This window comes from Streptomyces sp. NPDC058619 (assembly GCF_042717785.1).
Lineage (GTDB): Bacteria > Actinomycetota > Actinomycetes > Streptomycetales > Streptomycetaceae > Streptomyces.
Window position 1 is genome coordinate 1 of the sequence record NZ_JBHXQN010000063.1, and the last position, 16817, is coordinate 16817.

Annotated in this window: 16 protein-coding genes and 4 pseudogenes; 13 read left to right on the plus strand and 7 right to left on the minus strand. The window is 70.9% G+C overall.

All coding sequences use genetic code 11. From position 1 onward, the window contains the following. The first annotated feature begins 96 nt into the window (after nt 1–96). The 3 genes and pseudogenes from ACFWTC_RS33465 (at nt 97) to ACFWTC_RS33475 (ending at nt 1013) form a co-directional block, all read left to right on the plus strand. Complete coding sequence (locus ACFWTC_RS33465; protein ID WP_383925078.1) at nt 97–291, plus strand: hypothetical protein; 195 nt, start codon at nt 97–99, stop codon at nt 289–291. Between the two features lie 20 nt (nt 292–311). Next, nucleotides 312–647: pseudogene (locus tag ACFWTC_RS33470) on the plus strand (ATP-binding protein); the annotation flags it as partial. 46 nt (nt 648–693) lie between these two features. Continuing rightward, nucleotides 694–1013 (plus strand): annotated as a pseudogene (locus ACFWTC_RS33475) (ATP-binding protein). Nucleotides 1014–2015: 1002 nt separating this feature from the next. On the opposite strand, the gene ACFWTC_RS33480 reads toward ACFWTC_RS33475, so the two are convergent. The 3 genes from ACFWTC_RS33480 to ACFWTC_RS33490 all read right to left on the minus strand — a co-directional run bounded on the left by ACFWTC_RS33480 (nt 2016) and on the right by ACFWTC_RS33490 (nt 3647). Continuing rightward, nucleotides 2016–2300, minus strand: a complete 285-nt coding sequence (locus ACFWTC_RS33480) for a hypothetical protein (protein WP_383932565.1) — start codon at nt 2298–2300, stop codon at nt 2016–2018. Between the two features lie 143 nt (nt 2301–2443). Further along, on the minus strand, nt 2444–3073 hold the full coding sequence (locus tag ACFWTC_RS33485; RefSeq protein ID WP_383932567.1) for a hypothetical protein: 630 nt from the start codon (nt 3071–3073) through the stop codon (nt 2444–2446). Nucleotides 3074–3413: 340 nt separating this feature from the next. Further along, the gene (locus tag ACFWTC_RS33490; RefSeq protein WP_383932569.1) at nt 3414–3647 is read right to left on the minus strand and encodes a CorA family divalent cation transporter; all 234 of its coding nucleotides are present in this window, start codon (nt 3645–3647) and stop codon (nt 3414–3416) included. Nucleotides 3648–4004: 357 nt separating this feature from the next. Here ACFWTC_RS33490 and ACFWTC_RS33495 point away from each other — a divergent pair, with 357 nt between their 5' ends. From ACFWTC_RS33495 to ACFWTC_RS33525, 7 genes and pseudogenes are all read left to right on the plus strand, one after another. Further along, nucleotides 4005–5558 (plus strand): alpha/beta hydrolase, encoded by a 1554-nt coding sequence (locus tag ACFWTC_RS33495; RefSeq protein WP_383932571.1) that lies wholly within the window; start codon nt 4005–4007, stop codon nt 5556–5558. Between the two features lie 378 nt (nt 5559–5936). Continuing rightward, nucleotides 5937–6059: a hypothetical protein gene (locus ACFWTC_RS33500; protein ID WP_383932591.1), complete on the plus strand. Its 123-nt coding sequence runs from the start codon at nt 5937–5939 to the stop codon at nt 6057–6059. Nucleotides 6060–6133: 74 nt separating this feature from the next. Beyond that, a pseudogene (locus tag ACFWTC_RS33505) lies at nt 6134–6301 on the plus strand (transposase); the annotation flags it as partial. Between the two features lie 511 nt (nt 6302–6812). After that, nucleotides 6813–7259 carry a DUF6233 domain-containing protein gene (locus ACFWTC_RS33510; RefSeq protein ID WP_384029763.1) on the plus strand — a complete coding sequence of 149 codons (447 nt, stop codon included), beginning with the start codon at nt 6813–6815 and terminating at the stop codon, nt 7257–7259. 206 nt (nt 7260–7465) lie between these two features. After that, nucleotides 7466–7660: a hypothetical protein gene (locus tag ACFWTC_RS33515; protein ID WP_384029765.1), complete on the plus strand. Its 195-nt coding sequence runs from the start codon at nt 7466–7468 to the stop codon at nt 7658–7660. 599 nt (nt 7661–8259) lie between these two features. Beyond that, nucleotides 8260–8799: a hypothetical protein gene (locus ACFWTC_RS33520; protein ID WP_383932579.1), complete on the plus strand. Its 540-nt coding sequence runs from the start codon at nt 8260–8262 to the stop codon at nt 8797–8799. 464 nt (nt 8800–9263) lie between these two features. Continuing rightward, the gene (locus ACFWTC_RS33525) at nt 9264–9581 is read left to right on the plus strand and encodes a hypothetical protein (RefSeq protein WP_384029767.1); all 318 of its coding nucleotides are present in this window, start codon (nt 9264–9266) and stop codon (nt 9579–9581) included. A 61-nt stretch (nt 9582–9642) separates the two neighbouring features. Here the strand turns inward: ACFWTC_RS33525 and ACFWTC_RS33530 are convergent. Then, nucleotides 9643–9861, minus strand: a pseudogene (locus tag ACFWTC_RS33530) (IS110 family transposase); the annotation flags it as partial. A 482-nt stretch (nt 9862–10343) separates the two neighbouring features. Between ACFWTC_RS33530 and ACFWTC_RS33535 the strand changes: the two are divergent. Then, nucleotides 10344–10583 (plus strand): hypothetical protein, encoded by a 240-nt coding sequence (locus ACFWTC_RS33535; RefSeq protein WP_384029769.1) that lies wholly within the window; start codon nt 10344–10346, stop codon nt 10581–10583. 491 nt (nt 10584–11074) lie between these two features. After that, on the plus strand, nt 11075–12118 hold the full coding sequence (locus ACFWTC_RS33540; RefSeq protein WP_383932585.1) for a LacI family DNA-binding transcriptional regulator: 1044 nt from the start codon (nt 11075–11077) through the stop codon (nt 12116–12118). Nucleotides 12119–12361: 243 nt separating this feature from the next. Here the strand turns inward: ACFWTC_RS33540 and ACFWTC_RS33545 are convergent, their stop codons facing one another. Further along, on the minus strand, nt 12362–13315 hold the full coding sequence (locus ACFWTC_RS33545) for a TerC family protein (protein ID WP_383932587.1): 954 nt from the start codon (nt 13313–13315) through the stop codon (nt 12362–12364). 317 nt (nt 13316–13632) lie between these two features. Between ACFWTC_RS33545 and ACFWTC_RS33550 the strand changes: the two genes are divergently transcribed. After that, on the plus strand, nt 13633–15504 hold the full coding sequence (locus ACFWTC_RS33550; protein ID WP_384029771.1) for a galactose oxidase-like domain-containing protein: 1872 nt from the start codon (nt 13633–13635) through the stop codon (nt 15502–15504). Between the two features lie 160 nt (nt 15505–15664). On the opposite strand, the gene ACFWTC_RS33555 is transcribed toward ACFWTC_RS33550, so the two are convergent. Beyond that, on the minus strand, nt 15665–16276 hold the full coding sequence (locus ACFWTC_RS33555; RefSeq protein ID WP_383932483.1) for a HutD family protein: 612 nt from the start codon (nt 16274–16276) through the stop codon (nt 15665–15667). Nucleotides 16277–16319: 43 nt separating this feature from the next. Beyond that, entirely contained in the window at nt 16320–16760 is a 441-nt protein-coding gene (locus ACFWTC_RS33560) for a MarR family winged helix-turn-helix transcriptional regulator (protein ID WP_383932485.1), read from the minus strand. Nucleotides 16761–16817 lie beyond the last annotated feature (57 nt).

The window sequence follows — 16817 nt, forward strand, 5'->3', positions numbered from 1 at the left end:
CCGCCATACCGGCCGCGACTACCACCGGCCCCTACAGGCCCTCGGCCTCACCTGACGAACCCGGACAGATCTCGATCATGCAATGACCCTGGGCTGGTGGCAGCTGACGTGAAATGGCCGCAGTTGCGCTCCCGATTACTGGCCGACAGTCCCTTTCGCGAGCTCCTGCCGTTCACCGAGCAGGACGACGCGGTGTTCCACGGACACGGCCACGAAACCCGCCGACTGCTCGAACTCCTCGGGGAACAACGGATACCGGTACTGACCAGGGCGATCCCGAGGACGCGCTGATCGACGAGGCCTGCCGGGATCTGCGGCTGCCGGCCTTCCGGGAACGGTTCGTGGAGCTCGCCACCGCTGCCCGCCGGGAGCAGGCCACCTACAAGCAGTTCTCCTTGGACCTGCTCCAGGTCGAGATCGCCGACCGGGATGTCCGGCGCCAGCAGCGGCTCGTCCGCGGCGCCCGGTTCCCCCGCCCCAAGCGGCTCGAAGACTTCGACTACGAGAAGAACCGCAACGTCAGCCCCGAGGTCGTCGCCGATCTCAAGTCCCCGTCCTGGGTCCAGCAGGGCCGCCCGCTCGTCCTGATCGGGGACTCGGGCACCGGCAAGTCCCACTTGCTGATCGGGGTCGGTACGGCGATCGCCGAGGCCGGTCTGTCCGTCCGTCCGCTACACCAGCACCTCCGCGCTGGTGAACGAGCTGGCCGAGGCGGAGGCGGGCCGCCGTCTGTCGTCGGTGATCGCCCGTTACAACAAGGTCGATCTTCTCTGCCTGGACGAGTTCGGGTATCTAAGGGCGCCAAGCTCCTGTTCCAGATTTTCACCGAGCGCGAGGAATCCAAGGCGACTGCCGTGGCTACGAACTCCCCGTTCGCCGAGTGGGACAAGCCCTTCGGCGACCCGCGGCTCTGCGCGGGCATCGCCGACCGAATCAACTTCCGCTGCACCCTTATCCAGACCGGTACCGAGTCCTACCGCTTCCGCATCACCGAAGCCGAACGACGCGGGTGAAGCGCCGCGTCCCAGGCCTGGACCAACGTCCAGCAGAAGCGCGAGGTGGAGATCGCCGAAGCCAAGCGCATAGCCGAGGAGCAGCAGAAGCAGCAGGCATCCGCGCGCGACGGCATCGGCCCTGAACTCAAGCGTCCAGGATCAGGGTGTCCACGATCACGGGGAAACGCCTACCGTCATCGCCCCCGCCGACGGACACACGCTCTCCTCCCGGCCGATCGCCCTGGCCCCGCCCCACGACCCGCTGGTCACCGCGCCCGCGTTCCTGCCCGGCCAGGTGATGGTCCAGGGCACCCTCAGCGGACACATCCGCACCGCCCCGGCCTGACCGGCCGATCGGCCACGGCCCGTCCGGGATGTGCCCGGCGCTCTGGAGGACCCGCCGGACGGGTTGTGTTTGCGTGCCGCGACGTGCCGTACCCGTGCATCGTTGGACCTGCCGGGCCCCCGCGGGCCGCTTCTCCCTTCGCGGCGGCTGGGGAACTCGGTGACAAGGCCTTGCATCGGTACCGGTCTGCGGCTGCCGGACGAGGACGTCGGCCGCCCGCGCGGCGGAGGCTACCCGTCACCAGGCCGCCAGCCTGTCGCGGCAGGCTGGCGGCAGATCATCGGGGAGGGCACCGTCCAGATGGGCGGAGGCGTGGCCCGTCAGACAGGACGGCGAGCCGGACAGCCGACGGAGTCCCCGCGGCCAGCGTGCGCGCGGTCCAGGCCGATACGCGCGACCGCGGATCCTTCCCGCGGGGAAGCGGATGCTCGTCCGGTCCGGTCGCCAGGGCCGGCACCGTCACCTCGGACCGGTTCGGCTTCGCGGTGACCGCGATCAGGGTGGCCGGGGGACGCCTGATCGTTCGCGTACGCCTCCCGGCGCGCAGGACGGCGACGTGGTCGTCGGAGCCGGTGTCGGCAGTGCCGGCGTCGCGGACGAGGCCGGCGGTCTGAGGAGGTTCCCCCGTGTGCGGGAGGTGCTAACTGGTCAGGGCGGGTGCGGTGTCACTACCTTCAGCTGCCGACGGCGGTGACGCCGAACATCAGGGTGCGGCGGCTGACGTCGTAGTGCACGGTCGGCGTGTTGCGCAGGAGGTCCTGGAGGACGTCGGCGTCGTCGATGTCGACGGTCAGCACCTCTTCCCAGGCGCCTTCGTCGAGTACGAGTTGCAGGGTGAGGGTGCCTTTTGCAGCGGGCTCGCCGGCAACCCAGCTGAACTGGTAGTGGCTGAGTTGGCGGACCTTGATGCTGTCGTCCGTGACGGGCTGCGTCACCTTGGTCGTGGCGGCTCTGGCCATGGTGTCTCTCCTCGCGTGAATGATGTCGAGTACGGGTGCGGACTGGGCCTTCCCGGGCCCGCGGGCAGCTCGTAGCTGGCGTGCAGGGGTGCGTGACCAGCCCAAGGGTCAGGCCGGCGCTTCCCCGGGCCTGGCCGGTGAGCTCAGCAGCGGCCGGTCAGCGCGTGGTGGTGGCTGGCACGGCGTACGGCGGCCAGACCGGTTCCTCCGGCCATGGCCAGGGGCGAGGCGGCCCGGCGCAGCATCCCCGCCTTCTGCTGCTCAGGGCGCTGCTGCTCTCCGTGCAAAGCGTTGAGCACCAGCATCCCGGCGGTCAGTGCCGGCAGGGCCCACTGCAGCATCGCGAGGTGGCGCTGTGCCTGCTCCAGTTCCACGGGGTGGTCGGCGGCCGCCTCTTGATCCTCGGAGTCGGGGGACGAGGCGAGTTCGATCTTCTTGCCCAGGGCTCGGCTGTAGGCTGTGGCGGCGAGCGCGGCTCCGGTGAGGACCGTCTTGGCGATGGTGGAGGCGCCGACGCCGCTTTGGTGGGCCACCCGGGCGCTGTTGGCGCCCAGCAGGGCGGCGCCGCCCACCAGATGGGCGCCGATCGCGGCCGCGTTCACCGGTGTCCAGGCGGCCCAGCCGATGCTGGCGATCCGGGAGGCGAGGGCCGGCTCCTTGACGGCGGTGCGCGCCGCTTTGTTCAATCCGACGGCGCCCATGAGAGAGCCTCCGAACCAGGCCGCCAGGCCGAGATCGTGCAGACTGCGCATGACCGTGTTGCGTTCAGACATCTGCGTCCTTTCCAGACACACGTGTCCCTGCGGTCGCAGGGCACCGCAATCAGGTTCATGGTGATCGGCCGCACCGGCCAGACGAGACGCGCACATGGCCCAACCCCACCCCGTAAACCCCGGTGACGACGGTTACTGCCCAGCAGTCGCCGCCCAAGCCAGGCGCGTATGGAGACGGGACGGTCCGGGACCCGGATCGTGCGTCAAGCCTGGTGGATTCGGTGCTGTCCGAGCTGTCTCAGGGCCCGTCATCTTCGGGTTTCCGTGCAGCGGTCACGGGTTCAGTGCCGCCGTTCTCGGCACAGGGACCGCAGAGGCATCCACCGCCCGTGCGAGGTGTCTACAGCCAGCTGTTGCGGCGCGGGGCACGGTGGACGGCCGTGCAGACAACTGTGATCAAGGCCCAGACGGCGAGGTATCCATAGGGCGATTTCAGCTCGGGCATGTGCTCGAAGTTCATCCCGTACACGCCGACGATCATCGTGGGGACGGCGATGAGCGCGGCCCAGGCGCTGATACGGCGCATGTCGCCGTTCTGCTGGACCCCGAGCTGGGCAATGCTGGCGCTCAGCATGCCGGTGACGAGGCGAGTTCGGCCACCACGTGGTCCACGAACTGGTTTCCCCCCGTCGGCGCACACGGCGACAGCGGCGAGCCTCTTGTAGCACAAAGCGACGATGGAACCGCATGAGGTCGATCCGCTCCTCGGTCCACGCCATGCGCACCGGGTCCTCGTCCGGAGCATCGATGTCGGGAACCTGGCGGCCCGTCAGCCTCGCCGGAGCGTGCGTAAGGGGGCCTCGGTGGCGGCCAACGCGGTGATCAGACCACAGGATGACGCTTTCGCACCCGGCCCCCGCATAGCTTCGACGGAGTGCCGCGGCGCGGGCCGCGGTCAGCCGTGGTGGGCGGCGGAGGAGGGGAGTTCGGGGTGCGTGGACGTGTGGGAGCCGCCGTCGGAGTCGGACTGGTGGCGTGGGCGAGCGTCGCCGTGCTGGGTGCGCAGCCCGCTGCCGGTAGCGGGGCGGGCAGCCTGTCAGGGGACGGCGTGCCGGCCTCGTTACTGCGCCAGAGCGTCACATGGCACCGCTGCCAGACCTCGTCGGAGGACGTGGAAGGCAGGGAGCTGGACGACGCCGGCGCCCGGTGTGCCGAGGTCACGGTGCCGCTGGACTACAGCCGTCCAGGCGGCCCGACCGTCAAGGTGGCGCTGTCACGGCTGAAGGCCACCGGGCCGGAACAGCGGCGGGGGGTGCTGTTCTACAACCCCGGCGGCCCCGGCGTGCCCGCCATGTACCTCGCACTCAAGTTCCGGCAGGCCGAGCCCACGGTAGGCGCCCGCTACGACGTGATCGGAATGGACCCCCGCTTCGTCGGGCGGAGCACCCCCCTGGACTGCCAGTGGCCCCTGCCCGGCGCCGGTGCCGCCGGGCCGGACCGGGAGGGCTTCGAGCGGAGTGCGGCGCTCTCCCGGGACCTGGCCTCGAACTGCGCCCGCCACCGCGAGGTGCTGCCGCACGCCTCCACCCGGAACACGGCACGAGACATGGATGTGGTCCGGGCGCTGCTCGGAGAGCAGCGGCTGTCCTACGTCGGCTCCTCGTACGGCTCCTATCTGGGACAGGTGTACCTCCAGATGTTCCCCCGCCGTGTGGACCGCGCGGTCCTCGACAGCGCTCTGGACCCCGACCGCTTCGGCCCCGACCTGACGAACACCCAGGGGCCGGCCATGGCCGCCGCCATGGAGAACTGGGCGGTCTGGGCGGCCCGCCACCACGACCGCTACCGGCTGGGCGCCACGGCTGCGGACGTGCTGGCCTCGGTACGCGGCATCGGCTCGACCGTCGACCGCGGCCCGCTGCGGGTCGGCGGTCATCAGGTGGACAGCCGGACGCTGCCCCAGGTGCTGTGGAGCGTCTCGGCCGGGGACGACGAGGCGACGTACGGCGACTTCGCCGCCATGGTCCGCGTGCTCGCCGACGCCGCACGCGGCCTCGACGTCTCCCCGACGCCTCTCCTGGAAGCGGTCCTGACCGGCCTGAACTCCGCGGACGCCGGCGGGGCTGCGGCCGTGCAGACGGCGATACTGTGCGCGGACCGCGAGGCTTCCCGTGACCCCGAGACCTACTATCGCGCCATCCAGGCCCACCGCGGTGACGAGCCCGTGTTCGGCTCCTTGATCTACAACCTCACTCCCTGCTCGTTCTGGCCGGCCGCTCCCGCCGAGCCGCCCACCCGGGTCCGCAATGACGTGCCGGTCCTGATGGTCGGCGCGGACGGCGATCCGGCGGCTACCTACGAGGGGCAACGACACGCTCACAGGGCCCTCGCCGGGTCCCGTCTGGTCACGCTCCGCGGCGCCTTCCACCACACCGTCTACGCGGGACTCTTCGCCCCCCGGAACGCGTGCGTTGACCGTGCCGTGAACCACTACCTGATCGACGGCATCCTGCCCTCCCGGGACACGAGCTGCCTCAACCCGTAGGCCCCGGTGGGGAACGGTTCGCCGCGGCCCTGGAGACGGGCACACCCTCCGACCTCGGAAAGGAGGTCCGCATCGTGCCGACGTCCGGGCAAGAATCCTGCGCCAGGCGCTGCCGGCGGTGGCCTGCGAGCCAGGGGACCCCGCTCGGCTGGAGCGCGCACGAAGGTGGGACAGCTGCGCAGCCGCTGTCCCACGCCGGCCGCCGCCAAGAAGCTCGCGCGAGAGGCTCACACGTGCTCATGACCTCGGTGCCCGAAGCGCCGGTGCGGCCCGGGAAATAGCCCCCGAGGGCCTTCACCGGGCGCGCTCGCGGCGCACCAGGGCGTCCCGCGCACGCGAGATGACGACTCAGGGCAACGGTCACCTGGTCTCACCTCGGTGGCCAAGGCGCTGCTCGCCAAGGAGCGTTGCGCGGATGCCGAGACCCTGGCCCCGGAGAGCGAGACGCTGGCCCGCGAGACCGTGGATGCACTGAGCGATGCGAGATCGTCGCACACCTGACATGTGAGCCAGGTCGTCTGCTCGTCGTCATTGGGCGGCACTCCCCCAGTCGGCGAGGGCGTCAAAAGGGAGGCCGCGGCATGCCGCACACGCTCGGCTCGGTCGGTCTCGAGGACGAGATCCTCGCCGAATTGGAGATGATCGTCGGCTTCGATGACGGCCTGGCCTGCGAAGCAACCCGCATCAGCAACCGCCTGCGGGGTCTGCTTACGCAGATCCACCCGTCTCTGGAACGGGTCATCGTCCTGGCGTTGGCCGGGTCACTTCGGAAGCCATCCTCTGTATCGCCCTGACCAGCGTTTTCCGGCGTGAGCGTCTCCTGCCGGGGCTGGTTGGTGCCGAGCGGGCTGCCGCGAGTCTGCAGGACCTCGCCGAACGCGGATGGCCGACCAACTTCCTGGCCGCCGAACTGGACACCAGCACGCATACACTCGCCGCGATCCGCATCCGGGAACGCCGCCGCCTCACCCTCGGCCTGGACCGCAAGATCCAACGGCTTGCCGCACTCCTGTTCGCGAGCGAGCCGGCGGGTCACGGCATCGCCGCGCACAGGAGCCGCCGGGCGAGAACCGCTGCTCTGCAACGAGCCCCGCTGGTGCGGCCCAGGAGCCCCGACATGGCGCGTCAGCCGGACGAGGTGACCTGATCAGCCCGTCCCGCAGCCATGAGATCGCGTCCCGTGCCGCGGTCGGCGGGAGCGCGGCACCGCAGGGCCGCATCTTGGAGCATCCTTGATGTGAGGGAAGGGGGCGGATGGTGGGAGCCGGTGCGCGGGTGATCGCGGTCATGCCCGACGGGCAGGAACTGCGGGCCTCCCTGTATGAACGGCGTCGGACCTCTGCGGGCTGGGAGTACCGGGTCGGGGTCACCGTCTGGGGGACCGGGAGCGGAGGCCGTCCGGAGCCGGTCGAGCACCGCGTGTGGCTGGGAGCCAGCCACGTGCGTCCCCTTGAAGGCGGCGACTACAGCATGGTGCCGACCCGGCCGGCCGGCACGCCCGCTGCCTTCTCTGCCGGCCGGCAGGCCTGGACGGTGCAGCAACTGCCCCACCGGCCCGGCCATCCCGGGGCGACCCTGATCCACGTCATCGGATGCCATCCCGGCGGGATACCCCTCGACCTCGACCAGATCCTCGACGCCCTCAAGCAGCCGCGCGCCGTCACCTGCCGCGAATGCAACGCCGCCTCGTCCCTTCCCTGACGGCGGAACGCGACAAGTAGGTCGCATCGCTTCGCCGGAGAAGGAATTGTTCTCGGCTATGGCCGTGAAGTCATGCCAGGGCCTTTACGCCCTCAGCGGTTCGGAAACACGGTTCGAACTCGTGTTCCACCTGGGTCTCCTTCCTGTGGTCCATCTACGAGAGCCAGCCGTCGCTCCCGGACAACCTGGCCTGCCTCGTTATCCCCATGCTCCTGCTGACCCGCTGCTACGACCGCTTCTCGTTCCCCACCGGCCTGCTGAGCAAGCTCGTCCACCGCATCCCCGGTGCACTGCGGTCCCTGGCGACGCCACTGCACAACATTGGCGTTCTCGCCATCGCGCGGCAGATCTGCCCCGTCTACATCGTCAGTGGTCTCTACAAAATCCAGGGCCAGATGTGACAGGACGGCACCGCTCTCTTCTACGCGCCACGGGATCCCGAATTCACTTTCCCCAGCCTGTCGCATCTGGTCTACGAGAATGACTTCCTGGTCATCCCCGGCACCTACGCCACTGTAATCTTCCTCGTTTGTTTCCCCCGGGCCTTCTGGTCCCCGCGCTCCGCCCATGGGTCGCACTGATGTCGATCGGATTCCACCTCGGGATCGCACTGCTGATGAACCTGACCGGTTTTGCGCTGACGATGGTGGCGTGCGACCTGGTGTTTCTGAGCGGGGGCTGAGTGAGGCCCTCGCCCGCGGCACCGTGCTGGCCGACAGGGTCCGTTCCCGGTTCGGCCCCACCAAGACCGCTGAGGTGAAGAGCGAACCTGCCAACCCCCCGCTACCGGAGAAGGCCTCCTAGCCCTACGGGACCACGTGACCACCGGGTACTGGCGGCACATGCGCCACGCGCACGGAGGCGGTCCAGGGAAGCGAAACCAGGGGGCGCGCACCTCTCTGACCTGCGTGGCTCAAATGAGGCAGCGCTGTTCCGGCACCTGCCTATGCTCGGGAGCGCCGGTGCCGTCACGGGGCCGGCCAGGAACAAGGAGCTGACAGTGGAATCGACACCGCCCCAAGGCCCCCGACAGAATCTGGGCAGCATGGTCGGCCTCTTCTGGGTCGGAGTGGACGGCCCGTACGTGGGTATGCCGCCCGTCGAGCCGAATCCGGGCGTGCTCCTGTCGCCTGCGGGCCCGCAGCTTGTCGGTCCCGAACCGCTGCAATGGAGCTGGTCCGACGTTACGGATCTGCGGGTGACCGAAGCGCCGGTCCGGTCAGCGGCCACCCGGTGGGCAACCCGCGCCGCAACCTTTGCTGCGGCAGCCTTGGACGCATGGGTTCCCGGCAGCCCGACGGAAATGACCGTGGTGATCGTCACCGGAAGCGACGAGATCAAGACGCCGGTCTATTCCGGTGCCTCGTCGGCATACACCGAACGGGAAGTCGATCTCTCGCTCGGGCTGCTGGCACGCATGGTGCGAGGCGAATTCTCAACGTCGGTCATGTCCGACTGGTGGGAGAAGACACAGCCTGACGAAGTGCTCCGGTCGCGGCACCGCGAGAGCCTCCTGGAGGTATGGCTGTCCGCGGGGTGAAACACCGACCTCTTCCACGGCTGAGATGTGGCGAGTCTCCTGGGGCCGCTCCTGCTGTCCTGCCCACCACTGACGAGAGGGGACTCTCACCATGGACAACATCACATCCGACGGCGTGGCGGTGCAGACGCTCTCGCCCGCTTCCTCGGGTCCTCTCCGACCCGCCGCTACCGTGCGGTGGCCCTCTTCCTGCGGCTACCCGGCATCAGCCTGATCGCTCACCGGACCTACCGGTGGGTTGCTGCGAACCGGCACCGGATGCCCGCTGGAACCGCCGCCTGCGCGCTTCCCCGCCCCCACACTGAGAGACCCCATGTCCTCGGTTCCTACCTGCATCTTCAGCAGCAAACAGGCCCCCCAGGTCCTCCACGGCCACGCAACGGACCTGTATGTGCAGCTCGGTTCGCTGAGCAAAGTAGTCACTGGCACGGTGTTGGCTCAACTGGCTGCGCCGCCCCTGGACCATGACCGGCGCGATCCTGCCCGCCGGGGGACTCTGGGCCACCCCAAGGGCCGTCGCCCGCCTGGTGCCCGCACTCCTCATCGACCGGAAACTGGGAGATCCTGCGCTCTCCTGGCAGAGGGCCGGACGCTTGCTCTGGCACAACGGTGCCACCGGCGACGCCTCGATCTTCACCGGGGCGCTTCCTGACGGCAACTGGGTGCTGGTGCACCGCCTCAGCGGACAAGCGAACCGCACCGACGAGATGGCTGTCGCTCTCTTGAAACAGTTCGCATCCAGTCCATCGGACGAGCAGCCGTCGGATGGTGCACAACCATGATCGCCGCCCGCCCCACGACCCGCTGGAATCCGTAACCCACACCACTGCCAGGCATGTACCGGATCACGTTCAAGCCCTCGGCCAGCACGTAGTAGAACGGCTTCCAATAGTCCGAGGTCGCCTCGATCACCACCAGCGTCACCCGTGCGGCGAGCAGATGGTCCCGCAGGTCCAGGACCGCGTTCGCCGTTGATCCCCATGTCGTGGTCTCGGTCGTGAAGGATCCCCGCCACTTCGTACTCGGGGCACGGACACAGACCTTGGCGTCCTTCTTGCTGATGTCGAGGCCGGCGGCCCCGAACCTCGCGCCGACGCTCTGGTTCGGGGCCGCAGCACGTCCCGGCCTCGACCGGCAGCCTGGCGGCGTTGGGGTCGAAGTACGCCAGTGTTCATCGGGTGGCCCACAACCGTTCCTGCCGCGTTTGGACCAGGACGCGCCATGCGGTGCGGCCGTGCCCGAGCTCGCCGGGCGGGTCCAGGGTGTGACGTTCGACGTGGAAAGCGGCCGCTTGGACGTCGTCCCCGACGCCCCGGCCTACGGCACGCAGTTGCACTGGAGCGCCCCGAAGCTGATCGAGGCGGTCAACGAGCGGGTGCCCGGAGCGAACGTCCGCTCCCTGCACGTCCTGGCCCCCGCAGCGATGAAGGCCGGCCCCTCCGGCGGCGGCCGCCGACCCGGCCGCGCGGGTGGAGCACCGGACGCCGCCGGAGGGCCACCGCCGCGCGATCGAGGCGCACCGCCAGGCCGCACCAACGTCCCCGGTGGACCCGCACATTGCGGAGGCGGTGGAGCGGCAGAGCGCCGCGATGTGGGAGCTGTCCCGCAGGGCGTTCCCCGAGCCCGACGGTGTCCCCACCGATGCGCCAGCCCCGATCGACCAGGCCCGCGTCCAGCGCCGACGCCAGGCCGCGGCGACCGAGGCCGCCGCCCTGCGCCGGGCCCGAGCCGAGAAGGCCGGCCGGGAAGTGGCTGTGCCGCGGCGCCTGGAGCAGACGGCGTGACACCTTTCACCGTGGTCAAGGCACGGTTGGGGGCCGCAGCAGCGGGCGCTATGAAGCCGAGCGCGGTCTGGATGTAGTACAAGACCACCCGACGCCCCGGACGGCCTCCTCCATCGGGATGTGCCAGTCGACGCGCAGTGGGCGTGCTCCCTACCGTCAGCGGACGGTGCTGCCGCCGCTGCGTTGTTCCCGGAAATGGTTGAAGGTGGTTGCTGTGGCGCCGACGGCGAACGTCAGCGCCGCGACTGCATGGACCGCCCGAAGCCAGCCGGGGCGCTCGTCACCCGACAAGGCCAGGAAAGCGAACCCAAGGGTTCCCACGTGGCGGCCTGGGATCGGTAGTGCTTGCCGGGGCGTCCCGGCCGTACCGGTTACCCTGCTGTCCGGCGGGCGAGGCGAGCGCCCCCCGTACCGGTCGGTCACCCGCCGATGCCAGGGTCAGGCCGGTCGGCGGGTCGGCGTTGCCGAGGCGGCCACCAGAAGGAGCATCCGTGCCCGAACACCGTCCCGGGAACCGCCCCACCCTGGAGGCGGTCGCCGCGCGTGCGGGGGTGTCCCGCGCCACCGCCTCGCGCGTCGTCAACGGCGGCGACGGGGTTCGCCCACCCCTGGTGGACAAGGTGCGCGAGGCCATCAGGGACCTGGGGTACGTCCCGAATCCCGCAGCCCGGACCCTGGTGACCCGGCGCACCGGCGCCGTCGCGGTGATCATCGCCGAGCCGGAGATCCGGATCTTCTCCGACCCCTTCTTCTCCCGCCAGGTGCGCGGCATCAGCAAGGAACTGACGGCGCACGACACGCAGTTGGTCCTCCTGCTCGTGGAGGACAGCGGCGACTACGACCGCATCGACCGCTATCTGGCGGGCGGCCACGTCGACGGGGCGCTCGCCTTCTCGCTGCACACCGACGACCCGCTGCCCGCGATCACGCGCCGCATCGGGATGCCCACCGTCTACGGCGGCCGCCCCGGGTGGACGGCCGGGCCCGGGGAGCTCGCGGACGTGGTGTACGTCGACGCGGACAACCGCGGGGGCGCGCGCGACGCCGTACGGTACCTGCTGGACCGGGGCCGGCGGCGGATCGCGCACATCGCGGGCCCCCTCGACCAGACATCGGCGGCCGACCGGCTGAGCGGGTACCGGGACGTGCTGCCGCTGGCCGACCCGGCGTTGATCGCCGAGGGGGACTTCACCGCGGCGGGCGGGGCGCGCGCGATGGCGCGGCTGCTGGACCGCGACGCGGGGATCGACGCGGTGTTCGCCGGGAACGACCTCATGGCGACGGGCGCGCTGCGGGTGTTGCGCGAGCGCGGGCTGACCGTCCCCGGAGACGTGGCGCTGGTCGGCTTCGACGACGCGGAACTCGTGGCGGAGGGCGCCGATCCGCCGCTGACGACCGTACGCCAGGACGTCGAGGGGATGGGGCGGCTGATGGCGCGACTGCTGCTGGGCATCCTGAACGGCGGCGCGGACGGGCGCCCCGCACCCGGGCCGGTCATCACCGCGACGTCCCTGGTCGAGCGTTCCTCGGCCTGAAGCCGGCCCGCTACGGGGCCTGGGGAGGCTTCCGGTCGGGTTCCAGCCGGTAGCTGACACAGTCGCGGTTCTGACAGGGCCCCGGGCCCCACGTGGGAACGACGACCCCGAGGGTCTTGTGGCGGTGGACCGCCGACGGCACGGACTGCTTGCAGGTCGGACACGTGTACGCGCCGACCGCACTCTCTGTCTTGACCATCTCTTTACGATAAACCCGTAGCGGCGGGTCGGGAAGTACCGATTTCATTCCGTGCTCGAATCCGCCGGGGGCGGCCTTCTGACGCTGAGCACCACGGAACCCGTCAGGACGACGACGATCACCGCGAGGCTGACCGGCGAGGGGATCTCCGGGATGTTCGGGCTGATCATCTTGTGGGACGCCTGGAGGATGAGCTTGACGCCGATGAAGGCAAGGATGATCGCCAGCCCCTTGCTCAGGTACTGGAAGCGGTCCAGGAGCCCCGCGAGCATGAAGTAGAGGGCCCGCAGGCCGAGGATGGCGAAGGCGTTGCTGGTGTAGACGATGAAGGCGTCGTCGCTGACGGCGAGGACGGCCGGAACGCTGTCGACGGCGAAGATCAGGTCCGCGGCCTCGATCGCGGCGACCACGGCGAGCAGCGGGGTCCCCATCCGGATGCCGGCCTCCTTCACGAAGAACTTCGCCCCGGCGTATTCCTCGCTCACCGGCATGATCTTGCGGAGCATCCGTACGGCGAAGCTCTTGCCCGGGTCGAAGCTGTCCTCCTCGTCCCTGAGGAGCTTGTAGGCGCTGTAGAAGAGCACCGCCGCGAAGGCGAACAGCACGGCCGTGAACCGGCTGACCACGGCCACGCCGAGGGAGAGGAAGATCCCGCGGAAGACGAGGGCGCCGATGACGCCGAAGAACAGCACGCGGTGCTGGTAGGCGCGGGGCACCTTGAAGTACGCGAAGATCACGGCGAAGACGAACAGGTTGTCGACCGAGAGGCTCTTCTCCAGCAGCCAGGCGGTCGTGTACTCGGTACCGGCGTCCACGCCCAGGACGACGAAGACGACCGCACCGAAGACGAGCGCGAGACCCACCCACAGGGCGCTCCAGGCGGCGGCCTCCTTGAAGCCGATGACGTGCGCGGTGCGGTGGGCCAGCAGGTCCACCGCAAGCGACACCACCACGGTCGCGGCGAACGCCCCCCACAACCAGAGCGGGACCTCGAGCACGTCTGACACCTCACCACGGCCCGCACGCCGTGTACGCGGACCCTTATACCGCAGTGTGCGGCATCACGCCCTCCCGGGCACGCGGAGCGCCGCCTCCTCCCGAGGGGAACCGAGGCCGGTGGTGCGGCGGGCCGGGGCGGGGGGAGACGGAGGGGCGGGCGGGCAGTCGGACGGTTGCCGTCGGCCGAACGGCTCCGCGCCGCGTCGCACCGGTGCGACGGGTCGGGTTTCTCCTAACATCGGCGCAGTCCATCCGATGTTCAGGGGCTCCGGAGCCGGCCAGGACCGCGCCGGGGCCTCCTGCGGTGAGGAGTTCCATGTCCCGCGCCCACCGGTCCGCCACCGCGGCGGCATGGCTGATCGTCTCCGCCCTGGCCCTCACGGCCGCGGCCCCCGCCCGGGCCCTCGCCGCCCCCGGCGCCCCGGCCCGCCACGAGGGGCCCGCCGACGGGCACCCCGGAGTCCGCGGCCACGGCGGCGGGCCCGCGCCGAGGGCCGACGAGGCCGCCGCCCTCGGCGCGGAGCACGCCCGGACGCACGCTCGGCTCCGGGAGGCGGTGAAGGGGACCCAGGGCTATCCGCAGGCGAAGCGCACGGCGAGCCTGGCCGCGCACCGGGAGTCCCAGCTGAAGGCGAACAAGGCCTTCCCCGCGGCGCAGTACGGCCGCTTCACGCGGTTCTTCCCCTCCCCCGACTTCGGGGTCCACGTGGCTCAGCTGCCCACGGGCAAGGTGCTGCTCTTCTCCTTCGAGCGGGTGGAGGCCGACCCGACGAAGGAAACCGGCCCCACCAGCACGGTGGGCCGGACGAACGCCGGCCGCGGCTACCTGTGGGACCCGTCCAGGGGCACCGGCGCCGACGCCTTCAAGAAGGTCGCGCCACCCGTGGTCCTGATGCCCGACGGCGGCCACGCCCCGCGCCCGGCGCCGTTCTTCTGCGCCGGGCACGCCTACCTCCCCAACGGCATGGTCGGCGTCTTCGGCGGCAACGTCGGCGGGAAGGGCGGCAGCGGGGCGAAGCTCTCGTTCGTGTTCGACCCGTGGACCGAGCACTGGTACCGCAACCGGGACATGGCCGTCGGCCGCTGGTACCCCTCGGCCGTGACCGCCGCCGACGGCCGTCAGATCATCATGTCCGGCCAGTCCGAGCGCGGTACGGGCACTCCGACCCCGGTGGTGGAGCGCTTCCCCGCTCTGAAGCACCCGGTCCCCCGGCGGCCGTTCGACATCCCGGTGGACCTCTCCGCCGAACGGCTCCGCGTCGACGCGCCGTTCCGCAACGACTACCCGCACCTGTTCTCGCTGCGGGACGGGATGATCTACGGCCTGGGGCGCGACGCCGACCAGCAGTGGCTGTTCGACCCGGTCAAGGAGGTGCGCACCGACCTCCCGCGCCGGCCCGCCGACTTCCGGGGGTACGGCTCGGCGGTACCGCTGCCGGCTGGTTTCCGCGGCCCGGACTCGGTGCTGGTCCTCGGGGGTGACCCGCGCGACCCCTTCACGTACCGGCTGTCGGGCGGGCGCTGGACGACCGAGGCGCCACGGGCCTTCGGCCGTACCCAGGACGACACGCTGATCCTGCCGGACGGGACGCTGCTCACCGTCAACGGCGCCCTCGACACCCGGGACTACGGCCACGGGCCCTTCAACCCCCGGGCCGATCCCAAGTACCGGCAGGTCGAACTGCGGGACGCGCACGGGCGATGGCGGCTCGGACCGGCGCAGCGGCTGCCCCGCGGCTATCACTCCAACGCGCTGGTGATGCCGGACGGCCGGGTGATGGTCACCGGCGACGAGCTCCAGCAGATCGCGAACGACCCCGCCATCGACGACGCTATGGACGGCAGCATCGAGCTGTACGAGCCGGCCTACCTGCACCGGGGCAGCCGCCCGGCCCTCGACCGGGTCCCGGCGCGCGAGCTCGGTCACGACGAGGTCTTCGAGGTCGTCAGCTCCACCGCGGCGGACGTCGCGCGGGCCGTGCTGCTGGCGCCGTCGACGGTCACGCACTCGGTTAACACCAGCCAGCGCCATCTGGAGCTCCGCCGCACCGGCACCCGGGGCACGGCCATCGGGCTCCGGACCCCGCCGACGGCGGCCGACGCCCCGCCCGGGTACTACATGCTGTTCCTGCTCGACGCGAAGGGCGTTCCCAGCGCCGCGAAGTGGGTGAAGCTGGGGGTCCGCTGAAGCGTCGCCGCGAGAGGGGCCCGACGCCGGCCCGGCGCCGGCCGCCGGCGCCGGGGGCCCGGAGGGGCCGGTAGCCGTCCAAACCGGTAGCCGCCTGCGTCGGGCGTCCGCGGGCGGCTCCGTCTTCGCCGGCCGGGCCGTGAGCGGTTCCTCCAGCCGGCTATCGGGGAACGGCGCCGCTGACGGTCCGCACGAAGCGCACCACCGCCGTGCGCCCGTCAGCGCGGAGCACACCGTCGTACGGGCCCGCCGCCAGCGCGGCGTCGTACGGGGCCAGCTCCTCGGCGCCGCCGGACCCGTCGGGCCGCTCCAGCGCGGCGGGCCCGTCCAGCGCCACGACCAGGAGCGTTTCGTCCGGGTGAACGGCGAGGCCGAGCCGGCCCCGTACGACGGCGGTCTGCGCCCGCACGGCGTCCCTGCGGTACATCACGTTGAAGTTCACGACCGGTCCGGCGAGCAGCCTGCAGTCGGTGTCCTCGTCGCCCGCGAAGTCCTGCGGCGCGAACCGCTCGTCCACGACGCGCCGCACCCCGCCCACCGCGAGGTCCATTCCGGCGCCCTCGGCGAGGGTGAGGGTGCGGTCGACCCCGGGGAAGGCCGAGAACGGCCCGTCGGCGGCGACCTCGGCGAGGCTCACGCGCCAGGTGAAGTCGTCGGCGCCGGCCCCCTCGGGGCGTACCGCGATCTCCCGGGTGACTCCGCCGCCGTTCTTCCACGCGGCGGCCGTACGGCCGGCCGCCCTCAGGATCCGGACCCCGCCGCCGCTGTTCATGACGCCGACCCTATCGGGCGGCGAACCGTCCCGGGAGCGCCGCTCAGGCGTCCTGTTCCATCGTGGGGCGCAGGCGTTCCAGCAGGGCGTAGAGGGTCGCGCTCTCGGCCGCGTCGAGGGTGTCGAGGGCCCCGCGCGTCGCCTGCATCTCCTCCCGTACGCGGCGGATGACCTCGCGGCCCTCGTTCGTGGCGATGACGTTCTTGACGCGGCGGTCGGTGGGATCGGGCTCGCGGCGCACCAGCTCGCGGGCCTCAAGGCGGTCGACGATCCCGGTGACGTTCGAGGCGTCGCAGACGAGCAGCGCGGCGAGGCCGCGCATCGGCAGGGGGCCGTCGAGCCGGGCGAGGACCTTGGCCTGGGTGGAGGTGAGGCCGTGGCGGGCCGCTGCGGCCGCGAAGTCGCGCCACTGGGCGGTGCCGATGGCGGAGAGGAGCTCCAGCAGTTCGAGCTTGGAGGGCGCGTACGGGGCGGGGTGGCTCATGCCTGGAGCGTACTCAGGATCATTGACATTATCAATTGTTTACTTGACCACCTTAAC

Bases quoted from the DNA above. Each gene is read 5' to 3' on its own strand.
- ACFWTC_RS33485 (WP_383932567.1), bottom strand. From the start codon at position 3,073: ATGTCTGAACGCAACACGGTCATGCGCAGTCTGCACGATCTCGGCCTG.
- ACFWTC_RS33510 (WP_384029763.1), top strand. From the start codon at position 6,813: ATGGTGGGAGCCGGTGCGCGGGTGATCGCGGTCATGCCCGACGGGCAG.
- ACFWTC_RS33560 (WP_383932485.1), bottom strand. From the start codon at position 16,760: ATGAGCCACCCCGCCCCGTACGCGCCCTCCAAGCTCGAACTGCTGGAG.
- ACFWTC_RS33515 (WP_384029765.1), top strand. From the start codon at position 7,466: ATGCTCCTGCTGACCCGCTGCTACGACCGCTTCTCGTTCCCCACCGGC.
- ACFWTC_RS33490 (WP_383932569.1), bottom strand. From the start codon at position 3,647: ATGCTGAGCGCCAGCATTGCCCAGCTCGGGGTCCAGCAGAACGGCGAC.
- ACFWTC_RS33555 (WP_383932483.1), bottom strand. From the start codon at position 16,276: ATGAACAGCGGCGGCGGGGTCCGGATCCTGAGGGCGGCCGGCCGTACG.
- ACFWTC_RS33525 (WP_384029767.1), top strand. From the start codon at position 9,264: ATGACCGGCGCGATCCTGCCCGCCGGGGGACTCTGGGCCACCCCAAGG.
- ACFWTC_RS33480 (WP_383932565.1), bottom strand. From the start codon at position 2,300: ATGGCCAGAGCCGCCACGACCAAGGTGACGCAGCCCGTCACGGACGAC.
- ACFWTC_RS33550 (WP_384029771.1), top strand. From the start codon at position 13,633: ATGTCCCGCGCCCACCGGTCCGCCACCGCGGCGGCATGGCTGATCGTC.